The sequence below is a fragment of the Gluconacetobacter diazotrophicus PA1 5 genome (assembly GCF_000021325.1).
GTDB lineage: Bacteria > Pseudomonadota > Alphaproteobacteria > Acetobacterales > Acetobacteraceae > Gluconacetobacter > Gluconacetobacter diazotrophicus.
Genome location: NC_011365.1, coordinates 2,554,578 through 2,577,391 on the forward strand (window position 1 = coordinate 2,554,578; position 22,814 = coordinate 2,577,391).

Sequence of the window (22,814 nt, forward strand, 5' to 3'; positions counted from 1 at the left end):
CGCCATGACGCGTCGTCTTCTCGCAGGCTTCTCCTGCCTGGCGCTCGTGGGGTGCACGGTCGGGCCGGATTTCCACAAGCCGCGGGTCACGGCCGCGTCCGGATGGCGGTCCACCCAGCCCCCGGCGGAAAGCCGCGTGACGACGGCCTCGGTCGATCCGGCATGGTGGACGCTCTTCAACGACCCGATCCTGACCCGCCTGGAAGCCGAGGTCGCGGCCTCCAACCTCGACCTCCGGGCGGCGGGCCTGCGGTTCATGCAAAGCGAGGCCGAGCGGCGGATCGCCCGCGCGGCCCAGTTTCCGCACGCCGAAGCCAACGCGTCCTATGCCCGCGAGCGCGCCAGCACCAACGGCATTCTCGGCCTGCTCGGCACCATGGAGCGCGAAGGGGCCGGGTCCGTGGCGTCCGGCACCCAGGGGTTCGGACCGACCGCCCTGCCGGGAAGCGTCGGCAATCCCTCGTTCAACCTGCCGCAATATGGCATGAGCGCCTCGTGGGAAGTCGACTTCTGGGGCCATGTCCGCCGCCAGGTCGAAGCCGCGACGGCGGCGATGCACGAGACCGAGGAGATGCGCCGCGACATCCTCGTCTCCCTGATGGCCGAGACCGCGCAGGATTATATCGACCTGCGCGCCGTCCAGACCCAGATCGGCATCCTGAACCATAATATCGACGTGGCCGCCAACAGCGTGAAGCTGACCGGCATGCGCTTCCAGCAGGGCGCGGCGACCCGGCTGGACGTGGCCGAGGCGACCGGCCAGCTTCACACCTTCACCTCCCGCCTGGCCCCCCTCAAGGCCCAGGCGACGCACCTGCTCAATGCCCTGAGCTTCCTCGTGGCGCGCCAGCCCGGGGCGCTGGACGCCGAACTGGGGCCGGCGCGCGACATCCCGTCGGTGCCCGCGACCATTCCCGTCGGGCTGCCGTCCGAACTGGCCGAGCGCCGGCCCGATATCCGCATGGCCGCCGACCGCCTGCACGCGGCGACGGCCAGCATCGGCGTCGCGATCGCGGACTTCTTCCCCCGGATCACGCTGTCCGGCAGCCTCGACGTCCAGGCGCTGCAGTTCAGCGGCCTGGGGTCCTGGGCGTCGCGCCAGTACGGGTTCGGCCCCACCGCGACGCTGCCGATCTTCGAGGGCGGCCGCCTGACGGGGCAGTTGCGCCTGCGCCGCGCGCAGCAGCAGGAAGCCGCCACGATGTTCCAGCGGACGGTCCTGAAGGCGTGGCAGGAAATCGACGACGCGATGGCCGATTTCACGGCCGCGCAGCAGCGGCGCGACGAACTGGCCGAAGCGGTGCGGGAGAACGAAATTGCGGTGGACACGGCCAGGGCGCAATATGTCCAGGGATCGTCGGACTTCCTGAACGTCCTGACCCTGCAGAACGCGCTCCTGTCGTCCCAGAGCGCCCTGGCCGACGCGACGGCCACCGTGGCCGGGTCGGTCACCCACCTCTACCGCGCGGTCGGCGGGGGATGGGAAGGGCTGTATCCGGAAAAGCCGAATCACCGGCCCCCTGCGTAGAGGACGAGGACATGATCACGATCCGACGGTCGGACACGCTGGGCACGGCACGGTCCGACGGCCTGGCCATCCGGTGCCATTTCGCGTTCGCCGACTGGCAGGACCCGGCCCGGACGCATGACGGCCGCCTGCGCGCCGTCAACCTGGGCACCGTGGCGCCCGGCGGCCGGTATCGCCTGGGCCCGGAACAGGGCGTGGATATCCTGACCTGGCTGCAATCCGGAACGGCCGTCGCGCACATGGACGGATTCCCGCGCGAGGATGTCTGCGCGGGCGGCCTGCACCTGGCCGGCACGGGCAGGGGATGCGCGACCGTGGACTGGCAGGCCGGCCCCCAGGGCGCGTCCTTCATCCAGTTCTGGCTGCTCTCGGACATCGAGGGCACGACCCCCGCGCAGGAGGTCCGCGCCGCGTTCCCCAGGCTGGAGGACGGGGGATTCCGGATCATCGCCTCCGGCTTCCCCGAAGACGACCCCGAGGAGGTGGAAACGATCGCGGACGGCGCCCCGGTGGCGCTGAGCGCCTGCGCGCGCCTGCTGCACGCCGCGATCCCGGCCGGCGAGGGCGCGGCCTACCGCACCGATCCCGATCGCGACCTCTATCTTGTGGTGGTCTCGGGCGACGTGCGCATCCAGGACAGCCTTCTGCACGGCGGGGACGCCGCCGCCCTGACCGGCCTGACGGACGTGACCGTCATCGCGGACGCACCGGCGGTCGTCCTGCTGGCCGACGTGGCCGCCTGACCGCTCCCGCCGCCGCGAGCGAGCCACGAATATATATGCCACAAATCGTCATGACGTAACGTCACTGACGGGCTCCCACCCCGCCGGGAGGAGAAAAGCCGCATGAGCCGGGAAAACGGGGCGCTGTCCCTTCCTCATTCCTCGCGGCAGCATAAAAGTAACGCGTTACCACCCCATGACTGACGCGGAGTTCCAAACCTCTCGTCGAGGCCACGTCATCATCGTATTGGAAATGACAACATGGAACGTTTCTTTTTTCCAGAGAAGAATATCAGGAATAAAATAGAAGATAGGGAAACCGGGGCAACGAAAAATATCTATCACAGTGGAAAGATAACGTCCGGGACTCTCATCTCGTCAACAGACAAAGCGGCAAATGACATTGAAACTGCCGCCGGTGGGAAAAACATCGCGCGACGGCGATCTCCGGCGCATGCCGGTCTCGGCCGGCCCCGTGTCCGTGCGCCGTTTCCCCAATTTTTAGGGAAACCTTCCGCGGGCGCCTGTCGTTCCAACTCGACACATCCGGGGGGATGCGTCCGTCCCCGTGCCGGCCACGCGACCGTGGCCGATGAATGCCGTCCGGACCCGGTCCGGCGCGTGTGCAGCACACAGGAGACACCAGATGCTGACAGTCGAGCAGGCCGTGCAGGCCAAGGCCATCGCGTTGGGAAAACTGTCCGTTCGCGCCACCACCGCCGCAAAAGCCGGCCATCCGACCACGGCTTTGTCGCTGACCCACCTGGTGACGGAACTGTTGTATCGCATCATGCGATGGGACCCGGCCCATCCCCGGGCCCCGGGGTCCGATCGGCTGGTCCTGTCGGAAGGTCATGCGGTGCCCATCATCTACGCGGCCTGCGCGGACCTGGGGGTGACCATCACGCCCCACGGCAATGCCCGCCCGATGACGCAGGACGACCTGATGGCGCTGCGCGACATCGACAGCCCCGTGGACGGCCATCCCAATCCCGAAATCGGTTTTCCCTTCTTCGACGCGGCCACCGGCTCGCTGGGGCAGGGGCTGTCGGTCGCGGCCGGCCTGGCCGCCGCCGCCCGCCTGGATGGGATCGACAAGACGATCTACTGCATCATCGGGGACGGGGAATCGCGCGAGGGGCAGATCTGGGAAGCGATGGATTTCATCGCCGACCACGGCCTGACCAACGTCGTCGCGATCTTCAACTGCAACACCCTGGCGCAGAGCGACTATGTCTCGCCCGCGCAGGACTGGGTGCACCTGCAGCACAAGGCCGAGGCCTTCGGCTGGACCGCCCTGGCCATTGACGGGCACGATCCGGCCCGGATCGACGACGCGTTGCGCAACCGCGCGTCCCTGGCCAAGGGCCGGCCGCTCTGTATCGTCGCCCGCACCGTCAAGGGTTGGGGCGTTCCCGACCTGGGCGGGATGGGCCACCACGGAACGCCGGTCAAGCAGGACCAGCTCACCGCCGCGCTGGCGGCGCTGGACCACATGGCGCGGGAATACGGCGTGGACAGCGTCTTTCCGGACGACGTTGAAAAACTGCTGCGGATCACGCCCCCGCCCGACGTTCCGGTCCAGCCTGCCCCCGTCGCGGCGCCGGCATCGCTGGGCACGGTGGCGCATGACAACGGGACGATCGCCGCCGCGCTGCGCGACAAGAAGATGATGTCGCCCCGCCGCGCCTTCGGGACCGCGCTCAAGGCGCTGGGGGCCGCCAACCCCCAGATCGTCGCGCTGGATGCCGACGTGAAGAATTCGACCTACGCCCAGGATTTCGCCGACGCCTTCCCCGACCGGTATTTCGAATCCCGGATCGGCGAACAGAACATGGTCTCGGCGGCGGCGGGGCTGGCCGGCGGCGGCAAGATCCCGTTCGTCAGCACGTTCGGCCGCTTCCTGGAACGGGCCTTCGACCAGATCGAAATGGCGATCATCGGCGGCGCCGACCTGAAGCTGGTGGGCACCCATATCGGCGTGACCCTGGCCTCGGACGGTCCCAGCCAGATGGCGCTGGCGGACGTGGCCTTCATGCGCGCCTTCGCCCATGTGGGTGACAAGCGCGGCAACCCGGCGGTCAGGGTGCTGACGCCCAGCGACGGGGTCAGCGCCTATGCCCTCGTCCTGGCCATGGCCGAATCCTCCGGCGCCTGCTACCTGCGCGCGGTGCGGGGGGACCTGCCGATCCTCTATCCCGAAGGGGAAAAATTCCCCCTCGGCGGCCACAAGGTCGTGCGGCAGGCCGACCCGGCGGGCGACGGTGCCGCGCTGGTGTTCGTGGCATCGGGCTACATGGTGCATAGCTGCCTGAAGGCGGCGCGGATCCTGGAACAGGACGGCGTCCGCACGGCGGTGGTGGACGCCTATTCCCTGCCGGCGGACGTGCCCGCCATCCTGGCCCTGGCCGGGAAGGGCGGCCAGGTCGTGACCGTCGAGGACAATTACGTCGGCGGCCTGGGCAGCGAACTGGCCGAAGGCGCGGGCACGATCCCGGACGCCCCCCCGATCCACCCGCTGACCGTGACGCGGATTCCCAAGAGCGGCCGGTCGGCCGACGACGTCCTGCACTATGTCGGCCTGGGGGTCGAGGATATCGTGGCGGCGGCCAGGGAGTACCTGCCCGCCGCCTGATCGGAGCCCGCGCCATGTCCGACTACATCCTCTATTACTGGTCCGTGCCGTTCCGGGGCCAGTTCGTGCGCGCCGTCCTGGCCCATGCCGGCAGAAGCTGGACCGAGGGCGGGGACGCCGCGATCGCGCACCTGATGGAGGGCACGGTGCGCGACATGCCGGTCCCCTTCATGGGACCGCCTTTGCTGATCGACAAAAAGGCGGATGTCGCCCTTGCCCAGACGCCGGCCATCATCCTCTATCTGGGCGAAACGCTGGACCTCCTGCCCTCCAGCCCGTCGCTGCGCGCCCTGACGATGAAGGTCGTCGCGGACGCCAACGACGTGATCGACGAGATCACGCTGGATGGCGGCCGCCAGATGTGGGCCGAAAAACGCTGGCAGGATTTCATCCCCCGCCTGGAAAAATGGATGTCGCTATGGGAGGAAACCGGACGGCGGCACGGCCTGACGGCCGAATCCGGCTTCCTGCTGGGCGGTGACGTGCCGGGCATCGCCGATGTCGTGACGGCCACCCTGTGGGCCACCATGGCGGACCGCTTCCCCCCGATCGGCGCGATCCTCGACGCATCCGCGCCCATGACGGCCGCGCTGGCGCGACGGGTCGCGGACCTGCCGCCGCTGGCCCGGCTGGCCGCCCGGGCGCGGCAGGATTACGGCGATGCCTATTGCGGGGGACAGATCGAGGCATCGTTGCGCAAGGTCCTGTCCTGAAAAGGACGAAACAGGAAAATCCCCGATCCGTTATGCCAACCCGGCGCCCTGGGTTTCAAGCCGCAGCCGGAAAAGCTGCGGCCCGCAGCACATGTACAGCTCGTTGCGCTTGGGGCCGCCGAAGGTCACGTTCGAACAGCGATCGGGCAGGCGGATACGCCCGATCAGCCTGCCCGCCGGATTGTGGCAGAACACTCTCGCGAACCCGAGCGGCGCCGTCTGCCCGGGGTCGGGCAAGCTGGATACGACGTACAGCGTCCGCAGGTCCGGCGAAAAGCACAGGCCGTTGGGGCTGGGCACGTCGGTCTGTGACAGGACGGCCTCGACCGCGCCGGTCTTCGCATCGACGCGGAACGTATGGTCCGGCTGGCGCGCATGGGCGGCGAACTGGGTGACGATTTCCGATCCCAGGGTCCAGCGGATCTTTCCGCCCGACCGCGACCCTTCCCCGTCGGTCCCGCCTCGCGCTCCACCAGGGGGGATAACCTGCGTGGCCTTGCGCCCGGCCGAAGCGGCCCCTGTTGCCCGACGTTATGCCCATCGGCATAATCTCCATCAGGATTCTCCTTATGGCTGAATGAAAATTCCGGGACAGGTCACTTCATGCATCACCCATCGACATCCCAATCCGAGAGCTCCGCACTCGCCTATATGCGGGCCAGGATGGCTGAAGCAGACAGCATGTTCAGGAATGGTCTCGCCGCTGCCGCGCAGCCTTCGGATATCCTGAAACTTTCCAGGACTCTTCTAGATATTTGCACCGAAGTTTCCGACGGTCTCAACAGTATATGCAAGGTCAGCCCCGTGGCGTGCCGCAGTGGCTGCGACACCTGCTGCAGAAGCCTCATTCAGGTCAACCCGATTTTCGCGAGACTCGCACTGGATTACGCACGACGCACCTTCACCCCGGAACGTCTGGAGATGCTGCATCAGAGACTTCTGACAGACGTGACGTTCTGTCCTTTTCTGTTTGATGGTGCATGCTCGATATACGATCAACGCCCGATGGTCTGCCGCGGCTAATACAGTTTCGACGTCGCACTGTGCCAGTCAGGAACGTTCTGCGAAAACGACCTGGGATACCAGGGAGATGAAGGGCATGCGGCGCATCAGTACAGGATTTTTCTTTTTGTTCTTGAAAAGCGCATCGAGGATATAGAAAGGGAATTCGGTATCGATCCGGGGCCGGTTTTTTTGCATGAAGCAGTACGCGCCCTGTGGGACGATCCGCAAGAAGGGTGAACGCTGGCCCGGCGGCCGAATATATCACTATGAAAAATGTATAAATATGATTTTTATGCATTTACTGGCGTTAAAATCCTGGCCATCATGTTTTTTGTGTGAAATATGAAATGTGCGGTCGCGCCGACCGCCGGACGCCCGTTCCTGCCCCGTTCCCGCCCAGGAGGCCGACGCTGAGACCCGATTGCTTTCCGGTGCTTTTCGCTGTTGCGGCCGTCGCGGCGGCAGGCCTGCCGTCCGCGCACGCGCAGGGCCCGCTTCGGGGCGGGGAACTGATCTATCTGGACCCCCAGGCGCATACCAACCTGTATCCCCCGGCGGCCGGCTTCTATCCCAACGGCGGAATCCTGGACCAGGTCACCGACCGGCTGACCTGGCAGAACCCGCAGACGCTGGAAATCGAGCCCTGGCTGGCGCAATCCTGGTCCAGCAACGCCGACGATACCGAATACACCTTCCACCTGCGCCCGGGGGTGACGTTCTCGGACGGCACTCCGCTCGACGCGCGGGCCGTCGCCCTGAATTACGAAACCTACGGCAAGGGAAACCCGGCGCTTCATTTCCCGGTTTCCGAGGTCATTAACAATTTCGACCATGCCGAAATCCTCGACCCGCTGACCGTCCGGTTTCATTTCACCCGTCCGTCGCCGGGCTTTCTCCAAGGCACGTCTGTCATCGGCTCGGGGATCGTCTCGCCCGCCACCCTGGCGCATCCGTTCGACCAACTGGGCGTCGGCACGCAGGTCGTCGGCTCGGGCCCGTTCGTGATCGTCCGCGACGTTCCGGGCAAGGAGGTCGATCTGGTGGCGCGGCGCGACTATGCCTGGCCCCCGGCCTCGCGCGCGGGGCAGACGCGCGCGTGGCTGGACGGCGTGAAGATCCTGGTAACGCCCGAGGACAGTATCCGCGTCGGCGCGCTGCTGGCGGGCCAGGCCGACCTGATCCGCCAGGTCGAGGCCTATGACGAGGAACAGGTCACCCTGGCCGGCTATCGCCTCTATGCCCCCTCGACGCGCGGGGTGAACACGGGGATCGCCTTCCGGCCGGACAATCCCCTGGTGGCGGATATCCGGGTGCGCGAGGCCCTGCTCCACGCCACCGACCGGCAGGAAATCGTCACCACGCTCTATTCCGCCAACTACCCCCTCGCGCGGTCGGTGCTGTCGGCCCGGGCCGCCGGCTTCCGCGACCTGTCCGACCGGCTGGGCTTCGATCCGCGGCGCGCCGCCCAATTGCTGGACGAAGCGGGCTGGCGCCTGGGGCCGGACGGGCTGCGCCATCGGGACGGGCAGACGCTCGCGCTGGGCATCCACATCTCGCAGCCGCATCCCCAGAACAGGACGATGCTGGAACTGCTGGCCCAGCAATGGCGCAGGGTCGGCGTCCAGCTGACCGTCATGTCCGGTTCGGCGGCGGGCGTCATCCTCGACAATCTGGACCCGACGCGCACCCCCGTCACGGTGTCCGAGGTCGGGCGCGCGGACCCGGACGTGATGAAGAGCGAATTCTTCCCGTCCAACCGGGACACGCTTCTGCAAAAGGGCGGCCAGAGCGCCAAGGTGCGCGCATTCCGTGACGACCGGCTGGACGCGATGCTGCTGCAGGTCGCCTCGGACACCGACCGGCAGGACCGGCTGCGGCACCTGGGCGACGTTCAGGAGTATATCGTGCAAAACGCCTATACGATCCCGATCTTCGAGGAACCCCAGGTCTATGCCGGGGCGCCCGGCGTCCACGGCGTCGGCTTCGAGGCCGTGGGCCGCCCCAGCTTCTACGGCATATGGCTGGACCGGCGATGACGCGCGTCCTGCCGATGGCGTGGTCCGGCCTGGTGGGCGGGGGCATGGCGGCGCGCCTGGCCGGCCGCGTCGGCCACGCGCTGCTGGTGCTGTGGGGCGCGTTCACGCTCACCTTCATCCTGCTGCAGGTGCTGCCGGGCGATGCCGTCATGATCCGCTTCATGGACCCCGAACTCGGCCTGTCGCCCGCGCAGATCGACGCGATCCGCCTATCCTACGGCGTCGGAACGTCGCCGCTGGCGCAATATGTCCACACGCTGGGGCAGATGCTGCGCGGAAATTTCGGCTATTCGGTGCAGCTTGGCGTGCCGGTCGCGTCCCTGCTGGAAAACGCGCTGCCGGTCACGCTCCGCCTGGCCGTCTGCGGCTTCGTCGCGGCGGTGCTGTGGACCTTCGCCGTCGCCGTGGCCGCCAACCTGCTGCCCTGGGCGTGGATGCGCCGGCTGGCCCGGGCCGTGCCCGGCCTGTGGGGCGCGATGCCGCTGTACTGGTCGGGTATCTTGGTCATCCAGGTCGTGTCGTTCCGCCTGCACCTGATCCCGGTGATCGGCGTGGGACCGTGGAAGGGGATGATCCTGCCCGCCCTGGCCGTCAGCCTGCCGATCGCGGCGCCGCTGGCGCAGATCCTGCTGCGGCACATCGACGAGGCCGGGGCGCTGCCGTTCGCCACCGTCGCCCGCGCCAAGGGGGCCAGCCTGGCCTGGGTGTTCTGGCGGCACATCGTTCCCAACGCGATCCTGCCCTTCCTGACGATGGGCGGCCTCGTCTTCGGCGAACTGCTGGCCGGCGCGGTGGTGACCGAGACGATCTTCGGGCTGGACGGCATCGGCCAGCTGACCCGCCAGGCCGTCGCCGGGCAGGATCTCGCGGTCCTGCAGGCGGTGGTCATGATCTCGGCGGCGGCCTATGTCAGCATCAACCTGGTCGTGGACCTGCTGTATCCGGTGTTGAACCCGACCCTGCGCCATCGGACCCGCGCGCCATGAGGGTGCCCGCGCGACCCGGGGCCGCGCTGGCGGCGTCCTGGCTGCTGCTGGGCCTGCTGCTGGCCATGGTGGCCGACCCGGCCCTGTTCACCCGCTACAGCGCCACGGCGGGGGCCGCGGTCGAACATCTGCGCGCGCCCGGCGGGGCGCACTGGTTCGGCACCGACCAGCTCGGGCGGGACGTGTTCGCCCGGATCGTCTACGGCGCCCATCATACGCTGCCGGCCGCGCTGCTGGCGGTGGCGACGGGCTTGGTGTGCGGCACCTTCATCGGCGCCCTGGCGGGTGCCGCGGGCGGGCGGATCGATGCCGCGCTGACCGGCCTGATGGACGTCCTGATGGCGATCCCCGAACTGCTGATGTCGCTGACCATCGTGATCCTGCTTGGGTTCGGCACGTTCCATGCCGCCATTGCCGTGGGGGTCGGCCAGATCGCCGGCTTCGCCCGCATCGTGCGGGCCGACGTGACGCGGGTCGGCGCCATGACGTTCGTCGAGGCCGCGCGCGGCAGCGGCGCCACCTTCGCCGGCCTGCTGTGGCGGCACATCCTGCCCAACTGCGCGGCGTCGATCCTGGGCCTGTCGGTGCTGCGCTACAGCACCGCGATCCTGTCGATCGCCACCCTCGGCTTCCTCGGCTACGGCGCGCCGCCGCCGGCGCCGGAATGGGGGCTGATGATTGCGGAAGGCCGCGACTACCTGACCACGGCATGGTGGATGACGACCTTCCCCGGCCTCGCCGTGCTGCTGGTCGCCCTGGCCGTCAACCGGATCAGCCGCACCCTGGCCGATCCGTCCGGCCCGCGCCCATGAGCCCGATACCCATGAATACCGTGCTGGAGGTCGAGGACCTGCGTATCGCCTACCACGGCAAAACGGTGGTGCACGGCGTATCGTTCCAGGCGGCGAGGGGGGAGACGACCGCCCTGATCGGGGAATCGGGCTCGGGAAAATCCACCATCGCCCGCGCCATCATCGGCCTCATGCCCCGATCCGCCCGCCTGGAATCCGGGGCCATCCGGCTTTTGGGCGACACGCTGACCGGCCGGCCGCCGCGCACGCTGGACGCCATGCGCGGGCGGCGCATCGGCTTCGTGCCGCAGGACCCGTCCAACTCGCTCGATCCCGTGGCCACCATCGGCGCCCATATCGGCGAGATGTTCCGCCTGCATACCGCCCTGCCGCGCGGCGAAATCCGCGAACGCGTGCTGGCGCTGCTGGAGCGCGTGGGCCTGTCGGACCCCGTGCTCCGCTACGGGCAGTATCCGCATGAACTGTCCGGCGGCATGCGCCAGCGGGTGCTGATCGCCGCCGCGGTCGCGCTGAACCCGGACCTGATCGTGGCCGACGAACCGACCAGCGCGCTGGACGTGACGGTGCAGCGGCAGATTCTCGACCTGCTGGACAGCCTGCGGGCGGAACACGGCACGTCCATCCTGCTGATCACCCACGACCTGGCCATCGCGAAGGACCGCGCCCGCGCCACCGTGGTCCTGAAGGACGGCCGGATCGCCGAGGGCGGCGACACGCCGGCCCTCTTCGCCGCCCCCCGGTCGGAATACACGAAACGCCTGATGGCCGACCTGCCGGTGTTCGCGCGCCGCCCGGCCCCGCCCGCGCCGCCGCCGACGGACACCGCCATCGCGGTCCAGGTGTCGGGCCTGTCCGTGTCCTATCCCGCCGGCCGGCACCCGGCACGCCTGGCCGTCGATTCGGTCTCGTTTGGCGTGCGGGCCGGCACGACCCACGCCATCGTCGGTGAATCCGGGTCGGGAAAGACGACGATCCTGCGCTGCCTGACCGGCCTGCTCGCGCCCCGATCCGGCACGATCCTGATCGAGGGCCAGGATATCGCCCATGCGCGCGGGCCGGCCCGGCGCGCCATGCTGCGCCATGTCCAGCTCGTCTACCAGAATCCCTGGGCGTCCCTCGATCCCCGGCAGAGCGTGCGCGACATCATCGCGGAACCGCTACGCAATTTCGCGATCGGTGCCCCCGCCGGACGCCGCGCGCATGCGGCGGCGATGCTGGACCGCGTCCATCTGCCGCGCACCCTGCTCGACCGCCGGCCCGCCGAACTGTCCGGCGGCCAGTGCCAGCGCGTGGCCCTGGCCCGGGCGCTGGTGATCGCGCCGCGCATCCTGGTCCTGGACGAGGTCGTGTCCGCGCTCGACGTGACGGTGCAGGCCCGGATTCTGGATCTTCTGGTCGAACTTCGGAAAGATCTCGGCCTGACCTACGTCTTCGTCTCGCACGACCTGGCGGTGGTTCGCCAGATCGCCGACACGGTATCGGTGATCCGCCACGGCAGGCAGGTCGAAAGCGGCCCGGCGGAGACCGTCTTCGGTGCCCCCTCCGACGCCTATACCAAAATCCTGATCGCCGCCATTCCCGGCCAGGGAAACGCGGCATCCCTTCATCTGCAGGAGACATGACGCGATGACCGCATCCAGCGCCCCCACCTTCGCCTTCTTCACCCGTCTTCTGGACGACGGCGACGCCCTGACGCGCTACCGGCTGGCGACGGAACAGATCATGCATGCCGAACGGTACGGATTTTCCACGGCGTGGGTCGCCCAGCACCATTTCCACCCCGACCAGGGCGGCCTGCCGTCCCCCTTCGTCTTCCTGGCCAACCTCGCCGCGAAGACCGCGACGATCCGGCTGGGTACCGGCATCGTGACGCTGCCCATGGAAAACCCGATCCGGGTCGCGGAAGACGCCATCGTTCTCGATCTTCTCAGCGACAACCGGCTGGAATTCGGGGTCGGCCCCGGCGGCACGTCCGAAAGCTTCGAGGCCTTCGGCCTCGACGGCGCGCGGCGCACCCCGATCATGGAGGACAACCTGGCCATCGTGCGCGATGCCCTGCGCGGGCAGCCGTTTCGCGGCGGCGCGGTGCTGTATCCGCCGGGGCAGGCGATCGGCGCGCGCATCTGGCAGGCCACGTTCTCCACCCACGGGGGCGCGCGCGCGGCGCGCGCCGGGGACGGGCTGATGCTGTCCCGCACCCAGCCCCGCCCCGACGGCGCGGCCGGGGACGGGGGCCATATCCCGCTGTCCGATATCCAGACCCCGATCGTCGATGCCTACCTCGCCGCCCTGCCGTCGGGAACCGCGCCCCGGGTCCTGGCGTCGCGCAGCGTGCTGGTGGCCGACGACCGCCAGACGGCCCTGGACCTGGCCCTGGCCGGCGCGCGCCGCTTCCTCGCCACCGAGGCCCGCGCGGCCGCGTGGAAGGACGCCCCGGTGCCGGATACGCCGGAGGCGCTGATCCGGGCGCTGGACCTGCATGTCGGCACGCCGGACGACGTCGTCCGGTCGCTGTCGGCCGACACGGTCCTGGGACGTGCGAGCGAAATCGCCTTCCAGGTCCATCCGATCGATCCGCCCCATGCGGTAACGCTGCGGTCGATCGAACTGATCGCGCGCGCGGTCGCGCCGGCCCTGGGGCTGCGGCCCGCGCGGTAATCGCGGGGCCGCCCCGATCCGGGTACGCCGATCAGGCGTCCCGGTCGGACCCCGTCTTCCCGGACGGGAAGCCGAGCGACAGCATCAGCCGGTTGGCCCAGTTGAAGAAGGATGCGGAATTGATCAGGTCGAGGATGGCGGCGTCATCGAAGCCCGCCTCGCGAAGGGCCGCGACATGCACTGCGGAAAATTCAACCGGCGTTGCGGAGAGCCGTTCCGCGGTTTCGGCCGTCAGCAGCCATGGCGCCGGCGCGTCCGCCGGAAGCGTTCCGTCGCGCAGAAGGGCGGCGATCGTTTCATGGTCGCCGCCCTGCAGTTCGGAAAAGCGCGCATGGACCGACGCGCAGAAGATGCAGCCGTTGAAGCGCGACACCGCCACCGCCGCCAGTTCCCGTTCCCGGCGCGGCAGGCCGCCGTCGGTATTGTAGAAAATGTCCTTGTCGCTGCGGGTCCGCGCACCAAGAATGTCCGGATCGCGCGCCAGCAGCATGAAATAGGGCGATTTGGCACGCGCGGCATCGACCAGCCCGTCGCGGTGCCGCTCGGTCAGTTCGCTTTCGGGCAGCGGGTCCAGCCATGGGGTCCAGTCGAGTTCGGCGAAGGTGAATTCCGCCGGTTCGCCCACGCCCTGCGCCCGTCGGGTGTGTCGTGCGTCGCTCATCATGCGTTCTCCTTGTGGGCAGCCGGCGCCGGGCCGGCATCCTTCAGCACGGACAGTCCGTGAATGACCCTGATCTGGAAGGCCAGGAACGAGACAAGCTGCGACAGGGTGACGATTCCCGAATCGGTCCAGCCCGCATCACGCAATGTCTCGATCGCCGCCTGCCGTGCGTCGCGCGGGTGGAACACCAGCAGGTGCGCGTGGCTGAAGGCGGCGGCCAGCCGCGCGCCCAGTCCCTCGGCCGGCGCATCGAAGACGATGCCCGACAGGTTTTCCGCCGACAGCGTCCCGGCCGGATAATGGCCATAGGGGCCGCGCGTCCTGGCCCGGTCCAGCAGCGCCTCGATCGCGGCCAGGTGGGCCGCGCCCCCGGGCAGGCCGCGCAGCACGGCGGCATAGAAATCATGGACCGGCCGATGGCCGTGCAGGCCGGCCACGAACACGGCCAGGCCGCGCCGTTCCAGCACCGAGACCTCGCCCGCATCCTCGGGCGCGAACAGCACCAGGGCGCTGCGCTGCGCATTGTCGCGCAACACGCGCCGCCGCTCCCGCAGGGCGTCCAGCCACGATCCTTTCGGAATTCCCACGATATGATCGATAACGTCCGGCACATGCGCCAGATCGACGATTGGTCCCGAAGACATGTCCTCTCCCCCGACTGAAGCCTCTATATACACATTATATAGCGTGATTACAAAAATCAAACAAACATAAAGTATTTTATTGACGGAACGATAACGTCATGAGAGACATGATTGTGAATAAATAAAACAACTAAAAATTATCGTTGATTTGGAATCCCGTTGATGAGGCGATCGAGATGATGCGGAGCGGTTTCTTCCCCCGGAACGCGGCAGCGGCCAGGGGGCCGGTGGCGGTCTATTCGGACCATGCCATCACGTTGATGGCGGCCCTGCTGCTGTCCGTCGCACCGGTCAAGGGATTCGGCGCCACCACCGAAGCCGGCCCCGACGCATCCTCGAAGCCTACCTCCAAGACCCCCTCGAAATCCACGGCGGGCAAGGCGGTGCGCGGCGTGGCGGTACCGCCGGGGAAGACGGCCGGCGCCAGTTCCGGCCTCGCCCATGTCGGCGCCGGCGAGGAAATCGTCGCGACGGGTGCCGCCGACAGGATCTCGCCGGCCTTTCGCGTCGCGACGCTGACCAACAGCACGGTCCGCGTCGCCGTCGTCACGGCCGCGCAACTGCTGCAGACCGGCCAGACCAACGTGATCTCAGCCCTGCAGATGACGTCGCCCGAAATCAACGCGCCACCGGGCGGCGGCGGCGGCGCGTATTCGACAACCCCGACGCAGACCGTCATCCTTCGCAACCTCAACGCGGACGAAACCCTGGTGCTGGTCAATGGGGTACGCCGGCATATCAGTGCGCTGGGCAATTGGGGCGACGGGCCGGCCGAGGGCACGGAACCCGCCGACCTCAGCCTGATCCCGCTCAGCGCGATCGACCATGTCGAGATCATCACCGAGGGCGCCACCGCCCTGTACGGGCAGGACGCGCTGGGCGGCGCGGTCAACATCGTCCTGAAATCGGGCGCGCGCAACGGCGGCACCGCCAACCTGATGAACAGCGGCTATTATCGCGGTGACGGGCAGGCCATCGAAGGCTACGGCGACATCGAGCGGACCATCGGCCACCGGGGCGGCGGCATCGATATCGCCTGGCAGGTCCTGAACCAGTTGCCCACCCATCGCGACGGCCTGAACACGGCCACCCTCTATGGGCCGCAGGATGCCGCATTGCAGCAAAAGGTCGGGCAGGACGTGAACCGCGTCGAAGGGCTCAGCAAGTCCCTTGCGGAAGTCTTCAGTTTCAACGGCCATGTTCCCGTCACGGATCGCGTGGACGCCTACCTGACCGGAACGCTCGGCCACCGGACCACGGACCGGGTCGGGTTCCCACGCGGCCCGGCCAACAACAATAACGTCCGCGCGATCTACCCGAACGGCTTCGCCCCGATCGAAACGTTCGATGAACTCGATTTCCAGGTGAATGGCGGCCTGCGGGGCGTGCTGCCGCTGGGCGTAAGCTGGAACACCTATTCCTCGTTCGGGCGCGAGCAGGTGAACGAGGACGTGGAGAATGACCTCAATCCCACCTTCGGCGCCCAGAGCCAGACGAATTTCCACCAGGGTACCATCGTCGCGTCCGAATTGATCGGCGGCGCCAAATTCTCCAAGGAATTCCGCAGCGCCGCGCTGCCGAAGCCCGCCGTCCTGGATTTCGGACTGGAATACCGGCACGATACCTATCAGCTGGGACAGGGCGATTATCAATCCTGGGCCACCGGGCCGGTCCTGATCGGCCAGACCGGCGTGCAGCCCAGTTCGGGCGCCGTCGGCTATGCCGGCTTCGAACCCGTGAACGCGGGCAACTGGTCGCGCGACATCTTCGACGGCCATGTCGGCCTGGACATTTTCGTGACGAAGAAATGGGAATGGACGATCGGCGGCCGCGCCGTCAGCTATTCGGACCTGGGCGCCGCGCCGACCGGGTCGATCGGAACGCGGTATAATTTCAGCCGTCGTTTCGCCTTGCGCGCCAACGTCAATACCGGCTATCGCGCCCCCACGCTCGGCGCCGTCCATTACAACGCGACCTCGACCGGCCCGGGCGAGGTGACCGAGAACCTGTCCGATTTCGACCCGACCGCCAGGCTGCTCGGCGCGACCGGCGTGAAGGGCGAATCCTCGCGCAGCTACAATATCGGCTTCGACTGGACGCCGCTGGATTCGCTGCACCTGTCGCTGGACGGCTACCGGATCGACATCAACGACCGGATCGAAAGCACGACCGAATTTTCCGGGCCGCTGATGAACCAGTTCCTCTACAGCCAGGGAATCACTTCCAGCCCGACCGACAAGATCTACGTCACGTACATGACCAATATCGGCAATACGACGACGAACGGCTTTACCGGCAAGATCAGCTACCAGTTCCCGGTCGATCCGTCCTGGGGCAAGCTGGTCGGCACCGTGATGGCGAACGCCGCGGACACGGAAGTCACGCATTACGCCAGCACGCCCGCGATCCTCGGCCAGTTGGGGCAGACCTATTTCGACAGCCTGTCGCGCAACAACCTGCTGCGCGCATCGCCCAAGAACAAGGAATCCTTCGCGCTGGACTGGTCCAGGGGGCGCTACAGCGTATACGTGCAGGAACAGCGCTATGCCGGCGTGGAATGGATCAACTACAGCGGCGATCCGGCATCGACATGGACGCATATCCGTCCGCAGGTCCAGACCAACGTCGAATTCAGCGCCCGGGTGGGCAGGGGCTTCACCCTGACGGTCGGGGCCAACAACCTGTTCAACAAATACCCGACCCACGTCAAGCGCAGCACCGTGGCCGAGACCCAGGGAACGATCGCCTATCCCATGACCGCCCCGGGCGGCTACGAAGGCGGATATTACTATGCCCGGGTCGGCTACGTGTTCTGAGCCACCGCTTCGAGGGTCCCGCCGCCGGCACGGGCGGATTGCGGTTGTCGCTGCAACCTCATGGCAGGCGGTCCGTTTTCGTCCGAGATTCATGACGACGGAGGACACGACCATGAGGCACGAACCGGAACAGGCCGACCGGCGGGACGACGGCGACGAAAAGCGCCATCCCGCCCCCGGCCTGGGCTCACCGCCCGAGGCCGTGCCCGACCCGGACGCGGAAACGCCCCCCAAGCCGGGCAACACGCCGAAGGACCTGCCCGAACCGCTGACCCTGCCGGAACATGGCGGCTGAGGGCGTTCTAGGGTTCGATCAGGTCGTTAAGAATCCGCGGAATTTCCGATATGTCGTAGGGCTTGGGCACGAACCGGCTGCGGGTCAGGACGAAATCGTCCGATATCATGTGCTTTCCCGATGTCACCAGAACCCCCAGGCGGGGCCGGCTCTGGCGGGCGCGCAGCGCCAGTTCCAGGCCGTTCATCGACCCCGGCATATCGATATCCGTAAAGAGGGCATCGATATGCGTCGTCGTGCATTCCAGGACGGTCAGCGCCTCTTCGGCGTTGGACGCCTCGCGCACCTCGAAGCCATTGTCCCGCAATTCGGTCGCGACGGCCAGGCGCGTCAGGACCTCGTCTTCGGCAATGACGATGCGCGGGGGGATGTGCGGGGAATAACGGGCCATCACGCCTCTCGGGAAAGGACGGATACTTCGGATGCTGTTTCAAGCGCTCCGATCAGTAACGGAAAATACATAAGGCAGGCGGAACGTAAAGCACGTTTCGTCATTGCCCGATGTAACGGCCAGCCTTCCGCGGTGGGCCTTGGCGATTTCGGATACGATATAGAGGCCGAGACCCAGTCCCTGCTGGCTCGGCCGGTCGCCTCCCCGGAAGAACGGATGAAAAAGCTTCTCATGGGCTTCCGGCGGAATGGGTTTCCCCGCGTTGGATACCGACAATTCAAAGAATTTTTCATTTGTGCTCGCCCTGACGACAATCGGCTTGTCCGGGTCTCCATGCGTGACGGCGTTGCTCAGCAGGTTGGAAAACAACTGGGCGAGGCGGACGGTATCGCATGTCACGGCATGCTCCATCTGGAATCGGGTCTCGATACGTCGTTCCGGCCGGGTGGTCTTAACCTCCTGGACGATCTGTTCCAGGATGGCCTGCAAGGCATGTTCGACCTTCAGTTGCAGGGTAATGCCGCCCCCCAGCCGCCCCCGGGCGAAATCCATCAGGTCGTTGATCAGCGCCCCCATCCGGGCGGTGCTCTTCTGGATATGGGGCACCAGCTCGGCCGCCCGTTCCGGGTAGCGAAGCAGCATGCGTGTCCCGGATTCGATCGACATCAACGGGTTCCGCAGATCGTGACCCAGGACGGCGATGAACTGTTCCCGCAGTTCGGACTGGGTGCGCTCGTGCGACAGGATCGCCTCGTTCTCGGCCAGGCGGGAACTGGCATCGACATGGAAGGCCACCAGGTCGGCGAACAGCCGGAACATGGCAAGGATTTCGGGCCGGTCCAGGTCATGCGGCGCCGGATCGGCCGCGCACAGCGTGCCGAAGAACGTGCCGTCGGGCAGGCGGACCGGCACCACGATATAGCTTTGAAAATGATACTGCCGGGGGGATACATGGCGGGCGTAGGCCGGATCGGCATCGACGTGGTTGATCACGACGGCCTCCCCCCGGTGCAGGACGTCATGGCTGATCGTCGTTTCCAGGGGCAGTTCGTCCCCGATTTCCAGCCCCAGATCGACGCCGTCCCGTACGGCGCAGGCCAGCCAGTATTCCGGCGTGACGCGTGCGACCGCGGCGAAGCGCAGGGACGTCGTGTGCTGCACGACATCGAGAATCTTCAGAAGAGCCGGAACGCGCCCCGCGACCCTGATGCCGTCGAGATATTTTACCATGTCACCTAACAGTCGCTGCGCGAAATGAAACGGCCGATCGATACCGCAATGATGACATTGGCATGATACAGGGGATGGATGCTACCCGTCGGCCATCCATGATGCCGCCACGCGGCCATGCTCGGCGACCATTCCTTCGCCGTTCCCGATCCGCATGTTTTCCTGCAAAAAGTCCAGCACCGCCCTGATCCGCGCGGGCAATTTCCCATGATGGCCCAGATAGACCGCATGCGTATCCACAAGGGCCGGACTGTGGAACGCCTCCAGCACCGGAACAAGCTTGCCGGCCGCGATATGTTCGTCGACCTGGAACGCGGCCAGATAGGCTAGCACTACAGTTGCGTTTTTCTGAGAGTTCTGAATCTATGGGTAACCATGATTCTGAACGAGATGAATAGCGCAGCTTCGGTCGAGGATGTTCTGGCTCTGACGCTGGAGGCGCTGCGGGACGCCAAGGAGCGAATGCGCCCGGTATTCGGCCAGGAGCGGGTGGCGGCATCGGCAGGCCGGTTTCTGGAAACACTACTGGGCAACGAGCCGCGCAAGACCGGCTGGATGCGGGCTGAAGCTGCGGGCGATCCGGGGCCATGGCGACAGCAGGCCCTGCTTGGACGCGGGCATTGGGACGCCGATGCATTGCGGGACGTCGTGCGCGATCATGTTGTCGAGCATCTGGGGGATGCCGACGCGGTACTGGTGGTCGACGAGACTGGTTTCCTCAAGAAGGGCTCTGCATCATGCGGAGTGGGACGGCAATATACCGGGTCTGCCGGCAAGATCACGAATTGCCAGATTGGCGTGTTCGCAGCCTATGTCTCTGACAAGGGGCATGCTTTTCTCGACCGGGCTTTGTATCTGCCGAAAGCCTGGACTGAAAAGCCTGAGCGGTTGGCGGCGGCCCATGTGCCGGGCGATGTCACGTTTGCCAGCAAACCGTCCCTGGCCACCGCGATGATCGGCCGGGCGCTTGCGGCCGATGTGCCGTTCCGGTGGGTGGCTGGCGACAGCGTCTATGGCGTCGGTGAACTGGAAATGGCTTTGCGCCGCGCAGGCAAAGGCTTCGTCCTTGGCGTCAACGCCAATCACTGGTTCCATTCCTGGCGTCCGGACATCCACTGGTCCGGCGAGGCGCGCGAAATCATCAAGACCCTGCCGGACGAGACCTGGGTCCGCTGTTCCGCCGGACGCGGCACCAAGGGCGAACGACTGTATGACTGGCTGTATTGCCCGATGGCCGATCTCGAGGCCTCCGAATATTCAGGTATCTCAACCGGGATATGGACCCGTGGGCTGCTGGTCCGGCGTAATCCCTCCGATGGCGATCTGGCATATTTCACGACCTGGTGCCCTCAGGGAACACCGCTTGAGATCTTGGTGCGTGTCGAGGGCACGCGCTGGCGAATCGAGGAAGGGTTCGAGACCGCCAAGAACGAATTCGGACTCGACCATAATGAAACCCGTTCCTGGCATGGCTGGCACCGTCACGTCTCGTTGGTCATGCTGGCTTACGCCATGATGGCCGCTGTGCGGTCCCAGGCCAACGCCATGGCGCTCAAAAAAAGCCAGTTGCACAAACGCGGCCGCTCATCCGCTGGTCAATCCAGGAAATCCGCCGCCTCGCCGTGAAAATTACCCGAAGCCGCGCCTCCATCGAGCATATCCTCCGATGGTCGTTCTTTCGACGTGCTCATCAGGCCGCAGCATACCTCTCGCGCCTCAGGGCAAAAACGCAACTGTAGTGCTAGGCCCATTCCCGCAATCGCCAGTTGCAGGACCGCATCGCCGTCGCTGGCCTGGACGATGCCGGGCGGCAGGACGGGCACGGGGCCGCCATCGTCCAGTTGCGGCCAGCCGTCATGCATGCGCCAGTAGCTGGACCCGATCCGCCTGTGCCGCCGCAGGTCCGCCGGCGTTCCGGGCATCCCGTACCGCGCCAGGTAGGCCGGGGCGGCGACCAGCCTCATCCGCGTCCGGCCCAGCTTGCGCGCCATCAGGCGCGAGCTTTTCAGGGGGCCGTGGCGGATGGCGATGTCCGTGCGGTCCTCCATCAGGTCCACCACCGTATCCGTCAGCACGATATCCAGGACCAGGTCCGGATACCGGGCCGACAGCGCCGGAACCAGCGGCAGCAGGAAACGGCGCCCCATCGGCACGTTGACGTTGATGCGGACCCGCCCGTGGGGCAGCGCGCTGGCCGACGCGCATTGCTCGGCCTCCGCCAGGTCGGCCAGGATACGTACGCTGCGGTCGTAGAACGCGGCGCCCTCCGGCGTCAGTTGCAGTTGCCGCGTGGACCGGTTGAACAGGCGGGTCCCCAGCCGCCGCTCCAGCCGCGACACCAGCTTGCTGACGGCCGACGGCGTCATGCGCGACAGCCGCGCGGCCGGCGTGAAGCCCCCGGCGTCCACGACGCGGACGAAGACGTCCATCTCGCCCGCACGGTTGATCTCCAATCGTCCCATGATGACTTCAACTCATAAATGATGTGCCTTCGGGCAGGCTAGCGCGCCAATCGTCCACCATCCATGTTTGACGACGCCAGGCGGCCAGCAGGCGCCGGCCGAAGAAGGAAGGAGAGGGATATGTCGAACACTGCTCTTGTCGTCGGTGCGACCGGCATCGTGGGTCAGGCCCTTGCCGCGCGGCTGGCGGCCGAAGGCTGGGTGGTCCACGGCCTGGCGCGGCGGCCGCGCGGCGACATGGCGCCGGTCATCCCCGTGGCGGCGGACCTGCTGGACCCCGCGGCGCTGCGGTCCGCCCTGGCCGGGCTGCGCCCGACCCATGTCTATTTCTGCTCGTGGATGCGGCACGCGACCGAGGCCGAGAACGTCCGCGTCAACAGCGCCATGATCCGCCATGTGTTCGAGGCCCTGCCGGAACCGCAGGGCCTGCGCCATGCGGCGCTGACCACCGGGCTGAAGCATTATCTCGGCCCGTTCGAGGCCTATGCCAGCGGCTCGCCGCCGGAAACGCCGTTCCGCGAGGACATGCCGCGCCTGGACCTGGCCAATTTCTACTATGATCAGGAGGACGCCCTGTTCGCGGCGGCGCAGGCGCACGGGTTTTCCTGGAGCGTGCATCGTCCGCACACGATCATCGGCCACGCCGTCGGCAATGCGATGAACATGGGCACGACGCTGGCGGTCTATGCCGCGATCTGCCGCGAAACGGGGCGGCCGTTCGTCTTTCCCGGCTCCCCCGCCCAGTGGCACGGCCTGACGGACGTGACCGACGCGCGGCAACTGGCCCGGCACCTGTACTGGGCCGGCACCAGCGCCGAGGCGCGGAACCAGGCGTTCAACATCGTCAACGGCGACGTCTTCCGCTGGAAGTGGCTCTGGCCCCGCCTGGCGGCCTGGTTCGACATCGAGGCCGCCCCCTATCCGGGACAGGCGACGCCGCTGGAGGCGCAACTGGCCGGGGCTGGCGACCTGTGGGCCGGCATCGCCCGCCGGCACGGCCTGCGGGAGGCGGATATCTCGCGCCTGGCATCGGCCTGGCATACCGACGCCGACCTGGGCCGGCCCGTCGAATGCGTGACCGACATGAGCAAGAGCCGCCGCGCCGGCTTCACGTCCTACCAGTACACGCCGGATTCCTTCACCGACCTGTTCGCACGCCTGCGCGCGGAAAGGCTGATTCCCTGATAACGGCTCCGGCGATAACGGTCCCGGCGGGCGGG

Annotated in this window: 21 protein-coding genes; 14 read left to right on the forward strand and 7 right to left on the reverse strand. The window is 67.0% G+C overall.

All coding sequences use genetic code 11. From position 1 onward, the window contains the following. The first annotated feature begins 4 nt into the window (after positions 1–4). From GDIA_RS11625 to GDIA_RS11640, 4 genes are all read left to right on the forward strand, one after another. Positions 5–1,528, forward strand: a complete 1,524-nt coding sequence (locus tag GDIA_RS11625) for an efflux transporter outer membrane subunit (protein WP_012222476.1) — start codon at positions 5–7, stop codon at positions 1,526–1,528. An 11-nt stretch (positions 1,529–1,539) separates the two neighbouring features. Beyond that, positions 1,540–2,271 carry a pirin family protein gene (locus tag GDIA_RS11630; RefSeq protein WP_012222477.1) on the forward strand — a complete coding sequence of 244 codons (732 nt, stop codon included), beginning with the start codon at positions 1,540–1,542 and terminating at the stop codon, positions 2,269–2,271. 625 nt (positions 2,272–2,896) lie between these two features. Beyond that, the gene (locus tag GDIA_RS11635) at positions 2,897–4,885 is read left to right on the forward strand and encodes a transketolase (protein WP_012554238.1); all 1,989 of its coding nucleotides are present in this window, start codon (positions 2,897–2,899) and stop codon (positions 4,883–4,885) included. Positions 4,886–4,899: 14 nt separating this feature from the next. After that, positions 4,900–5,598 carry a glutathione transferase, Atu5508 family gene (locus tag GDIA_RS11640; RefSeq protein ID WP_012222481.1) on the forward strand — a complete coding sequence of 233 codons (699 nt, stop codon included), beginning with the start codon at positions 4,900–4,902 and terminating at the stop codon, positions 5,596–5,598. A gap of 30 nt (positions 5,599–5,628) precedes the next feature. On the opposite strand, the gene GDIA_RS19680 is transcribed toward GDIA_RS11640, so the two are convergent. Beyond that, positions 5,629–5,898, reverse strand: coding sequence for an SMP-30/gluconolactonase/LRE family protein (locus GDIA_RS19680; protein WP_049762922.1), 270 nt, complete (start codon positions 5,896–5,898; stop codon positions 5,629–5,631). A gap of 363 nt (positions 5,899–6,261) precedes the next feature. Here GDIA_RS19680 and GDIA_RS11650 point away from each other — a divergent pair, with 363 nt between their 5' ends. The 6 genes from GDIA_RS11650 to GDIA_RS11675 all read left to right on the forward strand — a co-directional run bounded on the left by GDIA_RS11650 (position 6,262) and on the right by GDIA_RS11675 (position 13,095). Further along, positions 6,262–6,621, forward strand: coding sequence for a YkgJ family cysteine cluster protein (locus GDIA_RS11650; protein ID WP_244410084.1), 360 nt, complete (start codon positions 6,262–6,264; stop codon positions 6,619–6,621). 413 nt (positions 6,622–7,034) lie between these two features. After that, the gene (locus GDIA_RS11655; RefSeq protein ID WP_231854180.1) at positions 7,035–8,639 is read left to right on the forward strand and encodes a TIGR04028 family ABC transporter substrate-binding protein; all 1,605 of its coding nucleotides are present in this window, start codon (positions 7,035–7,037) and stop codon (positions 8,637–8,639) included. After that, positions 8,636–9,625, forward strand: a complete 990-nt coding sequence (locus GDIA_RS11660; protein ID WP_012554240.1) for an ABC transporter permease — start codon at positions 8,636–8,638, stop codon at positions 9,623–9,625. The genes GDIA_RS11655 and GDIA_RS11660 overlap by 4 nt, the downstream gene beginning before the upstream one ends. Then, complete coding sequence (locus GDIA_RS11665; protein WP_012222487.1) at positions 9,622–10,437, forward strand: ABC transporter permease; 816 nt, start codon at positions 9,622–9,624, stop codon at positions 10,435–10,437. The genes GDIA_RS11660 and GDIA_RS11665 overlap by 4 nt, the downstream gene beginning before the upstream one ends. Then, on the forward strand, positions 10,434–12,059 hold the full coding sequence (locus GDIA_RS11670; RefSeq protein ID WP_012222488.1) for a dipeptide ABC transporter ATP-binding protein: 1,626 nt from the start codon (positions 10,434–10,436) through the stop codon (positions 12,057–12,059). Before GDIA_RS11665 ends, GDIA_RS11670 begins: the two co-directional genes overlap by 4 nt. A gap of 4 nt (positions 12,060–12,063) precedes the next feature. After that, entirely contained in the window at positions 12,064–13,095 is a 1,032-nt protein-coding gene (locus tag GDIA_RS11675; RefSeq protein ID WP_012222489.1) for a putative FMN-dependent luciferase-like monooxygenase, read from the forward strand. Between the two features lie 31 nt (positions 13,096–13,126). Here the strand turns inward: GDIA_RS11675 and GDIA_RS11680 are convergent, their stop codons facing one another. After that, complete coding sequence (locus tag GDIA_RS11680; protein WP_012554242.1) at positions 13,127–13,759, reverse strand: alkylhydroperoxidase domain protein; 633 nt, start codon at positions 13,757–13,759, stop codon at positions 13,127–13,129. Continuing rightward, a complete protein-coding gene (locus GDIA_RS11685) occupies positions 13,756–14,400 on the reverse strand; it encodes a CMD domain protein (protein WP_012554243.1) in 645 nt (214 codons plus the stop codon). The genes GDIA_RS11680 and GDIA_RS11685 overlap by 4 nt, the downstream gene beginning before the upstream one ends. Before the next feature lie 176 nt (positions 14,401–14,576). Here GDIA_RS11685 and GDIA_RS11690 point away from each other — a divergent pair, with 176 nt between their 5' ends. Together GDIA_RS11690 and GDIA_RS11695 are read left to right on the forward strand one after the other, a co-directional pair. Next, positions 14,577–17,216 (forward strand): TonB-dependent receptor plug domain-containing protein, encoded by a 2,640-nt coding sequence (locus GDIA_RS11690; protein WP_012554244.1) that lies wholly within the window; start codon positions 14,577–14,579, stop codon positions 17,214–17,216. A gap of 112 nt (positions 17,217–17,328) precedes the next feature. Continuing rightward, positions 17,329–17,511, forward strand: coding sequence for a hypothetical protein (locus GDIA_RS11695; RefSeq protein WP_012554245.1), 183 nt, complete (start codon positions 17,329–17,331; stop codon positions 17,509–17,511). Between the two features lie 7 nt (positions 17,512–17,518). On the opposite strand, the gene GDIA_RS11700 is transcribed toward GDIA_RS11695, so the two are convergent. The 3 genes from GDIA_RS11700 to GDIA_RS11710 all read right to left on the reverse strand — a co-directional run bounded on the left by GDIA_RS11700 (position 17,519) and on the right by GDIA_RS11710 (position 19,465). Next, positions 17,519–17,902, reverse strand: a complete 384-nt coding sequence (locus tag GDIA_RS11700) for a response regulator (RefSeq protein ID WP_012222494.1) — start codon at positions 17,900–17,902, stop codon at positions 17,519–17,521. A gap of 39 nt (positions 17,903–17,941) precedes the next feature. After that, entirely contained in the window at positions 17,942–19,132 is a 1,191-nt protein-coding gene (locus GDIA_RS11705) for a GAF domain-containing sensor histidine kinase (protein WP_012554246.1), read from the reverse strand. Between the two features lie 81 nt (positions 19,133–19,213). Further along, the gene (locus tag GDIA_RS11710) at positions 19,214–19,465 is read right to left on the reverse strand and encodes a type 2 periplasmic-binding domain-containing protein (RefSeq protein WP_043458920.1); all 252 of its coding nucleotides are present in this window, start codon (positions 19,463–19,465) and stop codon (positions 19,214–19,216) included. Positions 19,466–19,507: 42 nt separating this feature from the next. Here GDIA_RS11710 and GDIA_RS11715 point away from each other — a divergent pair, with 42 nt between their 5' ends. After that, the gene (locus GDIA_RS11715; protein WP_012553139.1) at positions 19,508–20,758 is read left to right on the forward strand and encodes an IS701-like element ISGdi12 family transposase; all 1,251 of its coding nucleotides are present in this window, start codon (positions 19,508–19,510) and stop codon (positions 20,756–20,758) included. Here GDIA_RS11715 and GDIA_RS11720 read toward each other — a convergent pair. Continuing rightward, a complete protein-coding gene (locus tag GDIA_RS11720; protein ID WP_211205822.1) occupies positions 20,728–21,594 on the reverse strand; it encodes a LysR family transcriptional regulator in 867 nt (288 codons plus the stop codon). The genes GDIA_RS11715 and GDIA_RS11720 overlap by 31 nt on opposite strands. Positions 21,595–21,714: 120 nt before the next feature. On the opposite strand from GDIA_RS11720, the gene GDIA_RS11725 reads away from it, so the two are divergent. Continuing rightward, positions 21,715–22,779, forward strand: a complete 1,065-nt coding sequence (locus tag GDIA_RS11725; protein WP_012554247.1) for an SDR family oxidoreductase — start codon at positions 21,715–21,717, stop codon at positions 22,777–22,779. Positions 22,780–22,814: the final 35 nt, after the last annotated feature.

What these genes read in the sequence shown, in the direction of transcription:
- GDIA_RS11625 (WP_012222476.1), top strand. Translation starts at nt 5, where the DNA reads ATGACGCGTCGTCTTCTCGCAGGCTTCTCCTGCCTGGCGCTCGTGGGG.
- GDIA_RS11630 (WP_012222477.1), top strand. Translation starts at nt 1,540, where the DNA reads ATGATCACGATCCGACGGTCGGACACGCTGGGCACGGCACGGTCCGAC.
- GDIA_RS11635 (WP_012554238.1), top strand. Translation starts at nt 2,897, where the DNA reads ATGCTGACAGTCGAGCAGGCCGTGCAGGCCAAGGCCATCGCGTTGGGA.
- GDIA_RS11640 (WP_012222481.1), top strand. Translation starts at nt 4,900, where the DNA reads ATGTCCGACTACATCCTCTATTACTGGTCCGTGCCGTTCCGGGGCCAG.
- GDIA_RS11650 (WP_244410084.1), top strand. Translation starts at nt 6,262, where the DNA reads ATGGCTGAAGCAGACAGCATGTTCAGGAATGGTCTCGCCGCTGCCGCG.
- GDIA_RS11660 (WP_012554240.1), top strand. Translation starts at nt 8,636, where the DNA reads ATGACGCGCGTCCTGCCGATGGCGTGGTCCGGCCTGGTGGGCGGGGGC.
- GDIA_RS11665 (WP_012222487.1), top strand. Translation starts at nt 9,622, where the DNA reads ATGAGGGTGCCCGCGCGACCCGGGGCCGCGCTGGCGGCGTCCTGGCTG.
- GDIA_RS11670 (WP_012222488.1), top strand. Translation starts at nt 10,434, where the DNA reads ATGAGCCCGATACCCATGAATACCGTGCTGGAGGTCGAGGACCTGCGT.
- GDIA_RS11675 (WP_012222489.1), top strand. Translation starts at nt 12,064, where the DNA reads ATGACCGCATCCAGCGCCCCCACCTTCGCCTTCTTCACCCGTCTTCTG.
- GDIA_RS11680 (WP_012554242.1), bottom strand. Translation starts at nt 13,759, where the DNA reads ATGATGAGCGACGCACGACACACCCGACGGGCGCAGGGCGTGGGCGAA.
- GDIA_RS11685 (WP_012554243.1), bottom strand. Translation starts at nt 14,400, where the DNA reads ATGTCTTCGGGACCAATCGTCGATCTGGCGCATGTGCCGGACGTTATC.
- GDIA_RS11690 (WP_012554244.1), top strand. Translation starts at nt 14,577, where the DNA reads ATGATGCGGAGCGGTTTCTTCCCCCGGAACGCGGCAGCGGCCAGGGGG.
- GDIA_RS11695 (WP_012554245.1), top strand. Translation starts at nt 17,329, where the DNA reads ATGAGGCACGAACCGGAACAGGCCGACCGGCGGGACGACGGCGACGAA.
- GDIA_RS11700 (WP_012222494.1), bottom strand. Translation starts at nt 17,902, where the DNA reads ATGGCCCGTTATTCCCCGCACATCCCCCCGCGCATCGTCATTGCCGAA.
- GDIA_RS11705 (WP_012554246.1), bottom strand. Translation starts at nt 19,132, where the DNA reads ATGGTAAAATATCTCGACGGCATCAGGGTCGCGGGGCGCGTTCCGGCT.
- GDIA_RS11715 (WP_012553139.1), top strand. Translation starts at nt 19,508, where the DNA reads ATGATTCTGAACGAGATGAATAGCGCAGCTTCGGTCGAGGATGTTCTG.
- GDIA_RS11720 (WP_211205822.1), bottom strand. Translation starts at nt 21,594, where the DNA reads ATGGGACGATTGGAGATCAACCGTGCGGGCGAGATGGACGTCTTCGTC.
- GDIA_RS11725 (WP_012554247.1), top strand. Translation starts at nt 21,715, where the DNA reads ATGTCGAACACTGCTCTTGTCGTCGGTGCGACCGGCATCGTGGGTCAG.